Origin of the sequence: Streptomyces sp. NPDC047014 (assembly GCF_040644195.1) — a bacterium.
In the GTDB taxonomy this organism is placed as follows: domain Bacteria; phylum Actinomycetota; class Actinomycetes; order Streptomycetales; family Streptomycetaceae; genus Streptomyces.
The window spans coordinates 1-11,077 of sequence record NZ_JBEYVX010000132.1; the positions used below are offsets into that span (position 1 = coordinate 1).

General features: G+C 74.2%; 9 protein-coding genes. 5 read left to right on the forward strand and 4 right to left on the reverse strand.

The features are described 5' to 3' along the window. Nucleotides 1-556 precede the first annotated feature (556 nt). The 5 genes from ABZ873_RS32610 (at nt 557) to ABZ873_RS32630 (ending at nt 6,736) form a co-directional block, all read left to right on the forward strand. Nucleotides 557-3,082, forward strand: a complete 2,526-nt coding sequence (locus ABZ873_RS32610) for a Helicase associated domain protein (RefSeq protein ID WP_360879964.1) — start codon at nt 557-559, stop codon at nt 3,080-3,082. A gap of 733 nt (nt 3,083-3,815) precedes the next feature. Further along, complete coding sequence (locus ABZ873_RS32615; protein WP_360879967.1) at nt 3,816-5,690, forward strand: hypothetical protein; 1,875 nt, start codon at nt 3,816-3,818, stop codon at nt 5,688-5,690. A 179-nt stretch (nt 5,691-5,869) separates the two neighbouring features. After that, nucleotides 5,870-6,055: a hypothetical protein gene (locus ABZ873_RS32620; protein ID WP_360879970.1), complete on the forward strand. Its 186-nt coding sequence runs from the start codon at nt 5,870-5,872 to the stop codon at nt 6,053-6,055. After that, on the forward strand, nt 6,045-6,242 hold the full coding sequence (locus tag ABZ873_RS32625) for a hypothetical protein (protein ID WP_360879973.1): 198 nt from the start codon (nt 6,045-6,047) through the stop codon (nt 6,240-6,242). Before ABZ873_RS32620 ends, ABZ873_RS32625 begins: the two co-directional genes overlap by 11 nt. 101 nt (nt 6,243-6,343) lie before the next feature. Then, nucleotides 6,344-6,736, forward strand: a complete 393-nt coding sequence (locus ABZ873_RS32630) for a hypothetical protein (RefSeq protein WP_360879976.1) — start codon at nt 6,344-6,346, stop codon at nt 6,734-6,736. A 53-nt stretch (nt 6,737-6,789) separates the two neighbouring features. Here the strand turns inward: ABZ873_RS32630 and ABZ873_RS32635 are convergent, their stop codons facing one another. The 4 genes from ABZ873_RS32635 to ABZ873_RS32650 form a co-directional block, all read right to left on the reverse strand. After that, the gene (locus ABZ873_RS32635) at nt 6,790-7,452 is read right to left on the reverse strand and encodes a hypothetical protein (protein WP_360879979.1); all 663 of its coding nucleotides are present in this window, start codon (nt 7,450-7,452) and stop codon (nt 6,790-6,792) included. A 137-nt stretch (nt 7,453-7,589) separates the two neighbouring features. Continuing rightward, nucleotides 7,590-8,879: a hypothetical protein gene (locus tag ABZ873_RS32640; RefSeq protein WP_360879982.1), complete on the reverse strand. Its 1,290-nt coding sequence runs from the start codon at nt 8,877-8,879 to the stop codon at nt 7,590-7,592. A 33-nt stretch (nt 8,880-8,912) separates the two neighbouring features. Then, nucleotides 8,913-10,337, reverse strand: coding sequence for a mobilization protein (locus ABZ873_RS32645; protein WP_360879985.1), 1,425 nt, complete (start codon nt 10,335-10,337; stop codon nt 8,913-8,915). Next, a complete protein-coding gene (locus tag ABZ873_RS32650) occupies nt 10,337-10,663 on the reverse strand; it encodes a hypothetical protein (RefSeq protein ID WP_360879988.1) in 327 nt (108 codons plus the stop codon). The genes ABZ873_RS32645 and ABZ873_RS32650 overlap by 1 nt, the downstream gene beginning before the upstream one ends. Nucleotides 10,664-11,077 lie beyond the last annotated feature (414 nt).

Here is an 11,077-nt window from a genome sequence, read left to right on the forward strand (position 1 = left end):
CCGCCCGGGGCGCCGCCACGGGGCGCCCGCCCGGTCAGATTCCCGCGCCGGCGCGGGAATCGACGGGCCGCGAGCGGCCCGTCCAGGGAAGCCCCGCCGCAGGCGGCGGGGCTGTGCCGCTGACGCGGCACCAGATGCCCCCGCATGCGGGGGCATCCACGGGCCTACGGCCCGTTGGGGTGTCCGCTGCGCTCCCACCCCCGGCCTTCCGGCTACGCCTCCAGACCGTAGGGCCCGCGAGCGGGCCCCGCCAGCAACAGCAGGGAGGGTGCGGGCGTCAGCCGGCCGACGGCTGGGAGTGTCCCCCGATCGGGGCGAGCCTCACGGATCCGGCCCCGCCGGAGGGGCCGCACCGGTAGAGTACACCCTACATCCACCCCGGATGGAACTGTGTAGGATCCCGAGAACCACCCCACTACCGGAACCCGCCGAACAGGCCCCCGCAAATCCCGGATGTGCCCTCCGAGAATTCGGATGCTGTGCACCATCCCGAGAAACCAGCCACTCCCCCGGGCCTCGGAGGGGTGGGGCCTCCTCTTTCCGATGGAGAAAACGCGTGCTTGAGACCGGTGAAATTACGCTCCGACCTCATCAGGAGGAGGCGGTGGAGGCCATTGTCCGGGGTCTCGATATTCCGCCCGGCGGGCGGATCCCGAAGGGGGGGCTTCGTGCCACGGTGGTGGCTGCGTGCGGGACCGGGAAGACGTTCATGGCGGCCGCGGCCGCCCTCCGGCTCGCGCGCGGCGGGCGGGTGCTGGTGCTGCTGCCGACGTTGGACCTGCTGACGCAGACGGTGCGGGAGTGGCGGACGGCCGGGCACACCGGGCCCGCGGTGGCGGTCTGCTCCCTGGACAACAGCCCCGCGCTGTGGGCCGGCCGCGTCCGCACGACCACATCGGCGCCCCAGCTCATGCTCTGGCACGGCCAGGGCCCCGTCACCGTCTACGCCACCTACGCCTCCCTGCCCGTGCTCGCCGCCGCCCACGAGAACGCCTACGGCATGACCATGGACCCGTTCGACCTGATGATCGTGGACGAAGCCCACCGCACAAGCGGGTCGGCCGGGAAGGCGTGGGCGGACGTGCACCGCCAGGGCGTCATCCCGGCCCACCGCCGCCTGTACATGACCGCGACCCCCCGTATCTGGATGGAGCGCTCGCCCCTGTCCAAGGAGGAGGAGCAGACACAGGAGCGGGCCCGCCGGCTTGCCGAGGAGGAGCGGTGCAAGGAGGCGGAGGCCGCGGGGCGGACCTACGTCCCCGGGCGGCGGTGGGACCGGCTCCCCAAGGAAATGGCCTGTTCGATGGATGATCCAACGATCTTCGGGCCGGTCGTGTTCGAGCTCTCCCTCGCAAATGCCATCGCGCGGGGTCTCCTTGCTCGCTACCAGGTCGTAGTGGCGGAGCTGACCGACCCCGTAGTAACTCCGGAGCGCCTTTACAGCGAGGAACGCCACGAGGAGCGGCTGCGGGGGGAGCGGCTGGCCGCGATGCAGACGGCGCTGCTGGAGACCATGTCAGCGCACGACTTGCAGACGACGATCACGTTCCACCACCGCACAGTGGAGGCGGAGGCGTTCGCGACGGGGTTGGGGCGGGTGGCCAGCCGGCTGCATGCCGTCGACCCCACGCGGCACCCCGCCTCGGTCTGGACGGGGTGGCTGCGCGGGGAGCACGAGCCCGAGCACCGGGCCGGCGTGCTGGCTGACTTCGGGCGGCGGGCCGGTCGCGCTGTCCTTTCGAATTGCCGGGTTCTTGGTGAGGGCGTCGATATCAGAAAGGTGGATTCCGTCGCTCTGATCGACCCGAAGGGGTCCGCTGTCGATATCGTGCAGGCCATCGGCCGGGCGCTCCGACAGAAGCCGGGGGAAGGGAAGCTGGCCACGCTGATTGTTCCCGTATTCCTGAGGGAGGATGAGGATCCGGAGGACATTGTTTCTTCGAATTCGTATGGCCCGCTGATCAAGGTCCTGAACGGGATTCGTGCGCACGATGAACGTGCCGTGGAAATGCTCGCGATTCCTCAGGAGGAGCAGAAGGCGGACGTTCGGCCGTCGCCGTGGTGGATCGGTCCGGCGCCCGAGGAGGGTGAGGAGGAGGCGCGGATGCTGCTGCGGTTCGCCGCGCCCCGCGACCCCGCGCTGATCGCGACGTGGATCCGCTACCAGGTCTTCGACACCGAGCGCGCGGACTGGCGGCGCGGGTACGAGGCCGCCTGGCGCTACCGGCAGCGGACCGGCGGGCTGGAGGTCCCCTACGACCACACCGAGGGTGCTTACCCCCTGGGGCGGTGGCTGTCCGATCAGCGGCGGAGCTTCCGGGCCGGGAGCATGTCCGGCCAGCGCGCCGCCGACCTGGAAGAGCTGGGGATCGTGTGGGACACCGCGGACGCGGGCTTCGCGGAGAACCTGGCCGCCGCCCGCGTCTACTTCGGCCTGCACTCCACCCTCGCCGCGCCCCGGCACGCCACAGCCCTGGACCGTCCCCTGGGACAGTGGCTCACCAACATCCGCCGCCCCGGTGGCCTCGGCCAGGACCCGGTACGCGCGGAGCGGCGGGCGGCCGAGCTGGCCGCGATCGACCCGGACTGGAACCCCGGAGCGCTGGGGTGGACGGTGGACTGGCAGCGGCACTACGCCTACCTCCGCCAGCTCCTGGCCGACGGCGCGCTCCTCCCCGCAATCACACCCGGGGTGACCCTGCACGGCGAGGACGTCGGCCGCTGGCTCGCCACCCAGCGGCAGCAGTTCGGCCGGCTCACCGCCGAGCAACAGGCCCGGCTCGCCGGGCTGGGGGTGAAGCCCGCGCGGGCCGTACGGGCCCGTACGGGGCCCACGAAGACCAGCACGACCACCACGTCCGGGCGGGGCGCGGCCGCGTTCCAGACCGGCGTTGCCGCCCTCGCGCAGTACCTCGCCCGGGAAGGCGGCGGGGTGCCAGGGCGCTCCCACGTCGAACGGCTCCCCGACGGGAGCGAGCACCGCACCGGGGTGTGGCTCTCCAACCAGCGCCAGCGGCGCGACCGCCTCCACCCCGACCAACTCACCGAACTCGCCGAACTCGGCGTGCAGTGGGCGTCCTGACACCCAGCAGAACCTCCGGGCCACGCCCCTTGCGGGCGGCGGACCGGGCCCCGGGTCCAAGCCGGCTCCGTCCACCGGGGCCCGGCCCGCGATACAGCTAGGCGTACGGATTGTGCGTGCTCCGGCGCCGGTACGCCCGCTGCCGGCAAGCAGCTGAGCAGTGCCGGGCATCAGCGCGCCCCGCGGTCACCGGGGTCCCGCACCCCGCGCACGGCAGACCCAAACCCCGACCCCCGTCACGGATGCGCGTACGGGAAGTGCGGCACGCCGCCGAACACAGCACGTGCCCCAAGAGCCGCTCCGCGCGCCGAACGACCACCTGCCCGCATACCACGCAGGGCGCCGGATCCATCACCTCACCCCGGCCCACCATGCCCCACCACTCGACCCCCTCCGAGCGGCGCGTCTGCGCCGGCCGGGACAGACCGGTCACCGGATCCGGGGACCCCGCCGCGAAACAGCCCTCGCAGATCACCAGGAGACGCCGGCCCGGATCCGTACCGCCCCAAGACGCTCCACCGGCAGGATGGGGACCATGCCCCACACCATGATCGACGCCGTCCCACCCACCGACCTGGAGTGGCTCGACGCCTTCGTCGAAGCGCCTTGCGGAGTACGCCGTCCCGGTGGAAAAGAACAACCATCAAGCCACGGGCATATGCCCTAGATGTCAGAAACGGCAAGGTCGGGGATGACGTCCCGGCACACGGGCCCCGCGAGCCTAGGAGACTCCTTGCACCTGCGCCCCTCACCCGACCCTGCCGGCCCCCAAACCCGCCCGCCCGGCACAGTCCGACAACGCCGCCTGGCCGCCGCCACGGTCGTGCTCACCGCCGCCTCCCTCCTGTGGGCCACCCCCGCCCACGCCGCCAGCGCCTCAGCACCCGGTTACTGCACCATCACCTTCCCCGGCGACGTCCCCACCGTCCTGTGTCCCCGCCTCGACGCCGGCCACACCATCACCGTCGACGGCGCCACCACCAGCGTCACCATCCGCAGCATCAACGGCAGCACCGGCACCAACGCGGGCACCATCCAAGGCGGCCCCGGCAACGACACCATCACCATCACCGCCGCCAACGGAACCCCCGGCACCAGCGGGGCGGCAGGCTCCAACGCCATCGGGCGCGGCACTGCCAAGCCCGGCGGCAACGGGACCCCAGGCAGTCCCGGCGCCGTCGCCAACGCCGGAACCATCGACGCCGGCGGCGGAAGAAACACCATCACCCTACGCGGCGGAAACGGCGGTACCGGCGGCGCGGGAGGCAACGGCGGCAGATCCTACGCAGGCACCAATGGAGACGGCGGCAGAGGCGCCACCGGGGGCAGCGGCGGCACTGCCAACACCGGCCAGATCACATCCGCCGCCGGCAACATCACCCTCAACGGGGGCACCGCCGGCGCCGGTGGCAGGGGAGGCAGGGGCGGCACCCCGACATGCGGAGACAGCCAGTGCGGCGGCCCTACTGGTGCAGGCGGTAGCGGGGGCGACAGCGGAAAAGGCGGCGACGGGTCGTCCAGCACCACCGGGGGCGACACGATCGCTTCCACAGGCATCAGTGACATTCGTATCACCGGCGGCAACGGCGTGGCCGGCGGTGCCGCCGGTGGTGGTGGGGGAGGCGCAACTAAGGGCGCCGAAGGCGACGCTGGGGTCGGAAATCGCACCGGCAAGATCACCGCTCCACTTGCAACAGTGAGCGCGACCGGCGGTACCGTCGAGACGGGCAGCGAGACTGGTAACGGTGGCGTGGGCAATGCAGGCACCGTGGTCGCCGAGAGCGCCAGCGCCACCGGCGGCGACGGCCCAGGCGACGGTGGTGCCGGGAACACCGGCACGCTCACGGCCAGGGTTAATGCCTCAGCCCGCGGTGGCAACAGCCTCGAAAACGACGGCTACCTGCGCGAGGCCGGAGTCGGCAACACGGGGCACATTGACGCATTCGCTGCCTACGCCTACGGCGGGTCGAGTGCCTCTTCGTCCGGCGGGGCAGGCAACAGCGGCACCATCAACGCCACGGCAACCGCTACCCTGACCGGCGGAAGCGGCGGTATCTCCCCTGGCGGTGACGGCGGATCGGGCGGCGCAGGCAACAGCGGCACCGTCAGCGCACCCCAGGTCACAGCCGTCGGTGGAACCGGCTTTCCAGGCAACAGGGGTGGCTACGGCGGCACTGGAAACACCGGCACCATCACGGCCACAACCACCGCTACCCTCACCGGAGGACCAGGCGCAGCCGGCAGCGCTGGTGAGGCGGGAAGAGCGGCAGGAGCAGGTGGCGACGGCAATACCGGCAAAGTGTTCACCGGCAGCACCGCCGCCCTCACCCGCCTCACCGGCGGACCCGGAGGCGCTGGCGACGCCGGCGACACCAACGAAGAGGGAGTAGCGCCCGGCCCCGCTGGCAGCGGCAATGGCAAGGGCGGTACGTTCCGGGGCGGTACCGGTGCCGATACAATCGTCGCCGCTCAAGGAACCGGAACGACCGCTCCCCCAGTGGCCGGCAACGCCGGTGCCATCGACGGTGGGCCCGGCATCAACACCTGCACCATCGTCGGCGCCAACACCGGCACCGTCACCCGCTGCACCCTCACCCTCCAGCCCTGACCACCCCACCACCAACCCCACACAGGCGGCCCGCCCCCGCCTGGCCCGGCTCGGCGTCACCGCCGCCGCACAGCCCTCCACGGCGGCCCCCAAGCCCACCCCGGCACCCGTGGCGGGCCGCGGCGGCCTTCGAGACGGGCGTACAGGCCCTGGCCCGGTACCTGGAGACCGAGGGCCGCATGCCCAGCCGCAGCGCCGTACAGACCCTGGACGACGGCACCGTCCACCGCACCGGGATCTGGATCGGCAACCAGAAGCAGCGCCGCGACCGCCTCAGCAGCGGGCAGCTGGCCGCGCTCGCCGCGCTCGGCGTCGACTGGGCGGCCACGGACCAGCCTGGGGAGGAACAGAATCGTGACCGGTGATCGTACGGAAGAGCAGCGCGTCCGGGCGGCCGTACGGCAGCACGCCCGCGCCAGCGCCTTCGCGGAAGCGGAGAAGGCCGCCTCTCTGCTGCTGTCCGACCCCGGGGTACGAAAAGCGCGGGCCCGGGTGGAAGCGGCGGAGACGGAGTTCGGCATCGAGCTCAAGCGACCCGTCCGGGGGCGGTGAGCCGCCGGTGGGCGGACACCGCGCGTCACAGGCGGGGCTTCCACCCGCCCGGGGAGGGGATCCTCCACAACCGCATGGCGTACGCGGGAGTTGAGGCATGCATGGACATCACCCCCGCGGCCGGGACCACCGTGCCCGCCGCCGCCATGCAGCAGCTGCTCTTCACCCACGACTGGCTCACCGGCCTGCGCGGCGCAGCGCACAACACCATCCACGAGCACGCCGACTACATGTACAGGTTGGCCTACGCGCTCTCCGGCGGCCGCGGCCTGCACTCCCACGCGCACAGCGCCGCCCTCACCAACGCCCTTGCCGGCGCGGCGCCCGGCATCATCGCGTTCGCCCTGCACCATCTGCGTCCGCTCCTGCCCGACCTCACCCACGAGCAGTGGGAGCGCATCGACGCGGCCGCCATCGCCCTGAACTACCGGGTGTGCGAAGACCTCAGCGGCGCAACCACCCTGCCGGACGCCGAACTGCCTCTGAGCCCCTGAACCCGGGGGGGGCGGGCGCGCTGGCCGGTGCCTCCGGCGCCCGGTTCGGTCGGTCAGTCGATGTCGGCGGAGGCCAGGGCGACCGCGAGGGTGAAGTGCGGGACGGCGCTCAGGCAGAGCTCGGCCGCCATGCCCGGATCCGGGGCGGTGCCCGCCTCCTGGAGTGCCAGCAGACCCGTCAGCACCTCGGTGTTGACCGCCTCGTCGAGGATCTCTTCCACGGCGAGCTCGCCGCCGGCCACCAGCTCGTGCACCAGGGCGACCGCCTCCCGGGGATCGTGCTGCCAGCGGGCGGTGACCTCGCCGCCGGCGCTCACCAGCTCCATCGCGGCCGCCTGCTCCACCGTCGGCAGCTCCACTCCGTCCGCACCGGGCGGGTCGCCCTGCTCCAGGACCTCGTCGGCCTGCGCCAGGGCACACCGCGCCCCGTACGTGCGCCGGGACTGCGCCCGCTCCCACGCCGCGACCGCGGGCCACCGGGCGTTGTCCTCGGCGCGGGCCCGGTCCAGCAGGGTGGCGGCGGTGAGGCTGATCCGGGCACACGGCAGGACGTCCACCACGACCTCGCCGTCGCCGGGCGGGGCGGCGGCGATGGGCCGGTAGACCGCGCCGGCCGCCTCGGCGCAGTCTGCGACCACCGTGGTCAGGGCGGCGATCAGCCGTGCGTGGCGGCGACGACGCGCGGGCAGGTCCAGGCGGTCCGGTGTAGTGGTCACGCTCCGCAGCATGCCGTGCCGCGCCTCCCGCTGCTGTCCGTTCTCGTGAACATGGCCCCCGCCGTGCGGATCCGGGCCCCGCGTACGGGCGCCCGCCGGCCCGTACGCGCCCGGACGCGGTCAACGCCCGGCTGCCGTCACCGCGTACGCCCGGCGCCCTTGGCCGGTGTGGTGGGCTGCCGGTGGGCGGGGGCGGCGGCTTCGGCGGGGGCCGGCTGGCCGGGGGCCGCGGCGGCGGGTGTGGTGGTGGAGCGGGAACGGGCGGCGGTGGCGGAGACGCGGGGGCCGTCGGGAACGGGCGTTCCGGGCGGGGTGGTCAGCGCGCGCAGGACCTGGCCGACCACGCGGCCCGCGAGCTCGGAGGGCGGGCCCTGCTGCCAGGCGGTGGTGTCCGTCAGGCCGGCTTTCAGGCGCTCGCGGAGCCCTTGTTCGCCTTCCGGGCCGCGGGCGATGCCCGCCATGCGGGCGGCGAGCAGGGGCCAGGCCCTGGTGCTGACCAGGAGGCCGGCCTGCTGGTCGGAGCCGATGTAGTCCTTCGCGATGGTCACCAGCCGGCTGTTCGCCGCCGCCTCTACGCCGAGCTGGTGGAGGGCGGCGGGCCGGTCGGACAGGTCCAGGTCGTTCGGGACGTCCAGCCCCTCGGTCAGCGGCCCCCACATCGCGCGGGCGTCCGCGCTCACCACCACCGCCTCCGGCACCGGGCCAGAAGCAGCAGGGGCGGCGGGCGGGGCGTAGGGGTCGGTGGCGGGCGCGGGCCGGGCGGTGGGAACGGCCGCCGGGGCCGGGGCGGCGGCCGCGGGGGCGGAGGAGGCCGCGGCGGCGGGCTGGGCCAGGAGCGCGGCGACGGCCTGGTCGACGCCGACGCCCTGAGCGTGCGCGGCCGCGAGGACGCCGGCGACGTCGACACCGTTGTGGTCGAGGAGGGCCATCTGCGCGGCCATGCCGGGCCAGGCCGGGGAGGCCAGGATCGCGTCGCGGACCATGCCTTCGGGCATCGTCGCCTTGAGGAGGTCCGCCCACCGGTCGGTGCCCGCCGCGCTGATACGGGCCCGGTTGGCCTCCACCGCCCGGTAGACGCTCTGGGTGACCTGGCCGACCTGGGGCAGGAACGTGCTCAGGTCGACGCCGGCTTTCTGCAGCAGCACCAGCTGGCCGGCCATGGCGGGCCAGTCCGGGCCCGCCGTCAGCCCCTCCAGCACCCCGGGGCCGAGCAGCGGGCGCAGCGCGTCGGCCGCCCAGCCCGGGGCGAGTTTCTCCTCGGGCTCGGTGAGGGTCTCCTCCTCGCTCTTGCGCGTCTTCTGGGCGGCGCGTCGTACGGCGTCGGAGACCGTGAGCATCAGCCGGAAGGCCGCCGTCGCGGTCTGGGCGGCTTCCGCCAGGGCTTCGGCGAACGGATCGGCCGCGGGCACGGGTGGGGGCGTGGACACGCTTGTCTCCTCGGGGCGGGTCAGCGGGGCGGGTCAGCGGGGCTTGCCCGTGCCCGGCTTCGGCGGGCCGGGCGCACGGGGTGGCACACCGGTAACGGCCCCGCGCCCGGCCGGGCCACGGCCCGCGGCCGACGACGTGCCCGCGGTGCGCGCCGGGCCCGTACGGGCGGGTGGTGCGCCGGCCGCGGCCGCCGCCTCGCGCAGCAGCCGTCCAGCCTCGGCGGCGGCCTTCGCCTGCGCGCGGTACGCCTGCGCCTCGTGCCACAGCCGGGACGCCTCCACCGCCTGAACGAGCGCCACCAGCAGCACGAGGACCACGGCCGCTCCCCCGCCGCGGGCGGCACGCGGCGCCCGTTCCAACGCCCGAGCCGACGCCCGCCATCCCGCCCGCGCCCGGCCCTCCAGGCGCCGGTCACCCGGCGCCCGGCCGGCCTGCTCGAACGCCGCAGCCGCCGCCGTCAGCCGCTCCCGCACCTGTACGGGGGCATGCGCGGCGGCGGCCACCAGCAGGTCGCCGAGCGCGGCCACATCCCCCGCGCCCTGCGCCCGTCCGGAGCGGGACAGCGCGGCCGCCGCCTCACGCACCAGACGCTCCGCCGCCGTCCAGTCCACCGGGCCGACCGGCGGCTCGTAGCGCTCCCGTACGCGGGGCAGGGACAGGTCGTAGGCGAGGGACCTCCCGGGGAACCACACCGGCCTCGACCCGTGCTCGGCGCGGTCCCCGGGCAGCGCGACCGCGTACCCGACCAGGGTGCCGTCGTCGTCTCGGCGCTCGCGCACGCGAAGACCGGCGTCGCGCAGCCGGTCCAGGAAATCGGTGTCGTCCGCGGCGAGCGCGGCCGCGGTACGGACCGAGCGCTGCAGGCTCTCGCGGGCGGTCTCCAGCAGGCCGCGCCGGGCGGCCTTCACCATCTCCCCCGTCGAGGGGCGGCGCACGGCGGTGCGGTCCTGCGGCGACATCGGCGTCAGCCCCCAGCGGGCCTCGAAGGCGCGGGCGGCGGCGTGCATGGCGGGGATGTCCCCGCGCAGGCGGGGCTGGCGGCCGTCGACGCGGGCCAGGGTCGCCACGAGGTGGATGTGGTCGGGTGCGTGGCGGACCGCGACCCACCGGCACGCCTGCTCATCTCCGTACGCGGCGATGCCCGCGGCGTCCACCATCGCCGCCGCGACCTGGCTCCATTCTCCGTCGCTCAGCACCCGGTCGTCGGCGTGGGTACGGACCGAGACGTGCCACACGTGCTTCGCCGGGCGGGCGCCGCGCAGCGCCTCCACCGGGGCGTCCAGGAGGTCGGCCAGCTCCCCCAGCCCGATACGGCCCGGATGGCGGGCCGGGCACGGCAGATCAGGGTCCCAGGCCGCGACGAGGTGGGGGTCGACGTGCTCGTCGCGGCGGCCCGGACCGAACAGGTACTCCAGCAACTCGGCGGTGTCCTCGCCCGAGTCCGGCTTCTTCGGCATCACGTGCGGGCCCGGCGTTCCCGCATCACCGCCACCGTCGCCGCATCCACCCGCACCACCGCCGCACGGACCTCGGCCAGAAGCCCCTCCCACCCCGCCGGGGCCGTGGCGTCGGCGTTGAGCGCGTCGAGACGGACCGCGATCTCCCGCAGGCCGGCCCGCGCCGTCACGAGCTCACGCAGGACATCGGCCCGGTCCGCGGAGACCGGCACCAGGACATGCTGCGCGACCGCCATCACCTGCCGCCCCACCCACCCCGCCGCCGACATCCCCTCACGGTCCGCGGCCGTACGCACGACCGCCAGCTCGGCCGGTGTGAACGCCACGCCCACCCGCTGCGAACGCCGATCTCCCGTCTCCCGTTCACGTCGGCGGCCACCCTCACCAGCCATCACCCAGCCACCCCGTCTTCCGCCACCGGAAAAAGGCCCGGACACCCGGACCGAATCAAGATCGGTTAGTGCGTAATGTTCCATTCCGCACTAACTGGCTCCCCATTTCTAATGTCTGGAAAATCCTCCCAGCACGCCGCACCCGGCATCCCCGGAACCACCCCCGCGGCAGGCCACAACCACCCCAACCAGCGACACCCCACCACCCCCAACCCAACCACCCAACCCGCCCAGCCCAGCCCCGCCCCGCCCCGCGCCCCACCGCGCCGCCCCGCGCCCCACCGCGCCGCCCAGCCCAGCCCAGCCCCGCCCCGCCCCGCGCCCCACCGCGCCGCCCCGCGCCCCACC

Excerpts from the sequence above, each read along its gene's own strand:
- ABZ873_RS32620 (WP_360879970.1), top strand. The coding sequence starts at position 5,870 with ATGCCCAGCCGCAGCGCCGTACAGACCCTGGACGACGGCACCGTCCAC.
- ABZ873_RS32630 (WP_360879976.1), top strand. The coding sequence starts at position 6,344 with ATGGACATCACCCCCGCGGCCGGGACCACCGTGCCCGCCGCCGCCATG.
- ABZ873_RS32645 (WP_360879985.1), bottom strand. The coding sequence starts at position 10,337 with ATGCCGAAGAAGCCGGACTCGGGCGAGGACACCGCCGAGTTGCTGGAG.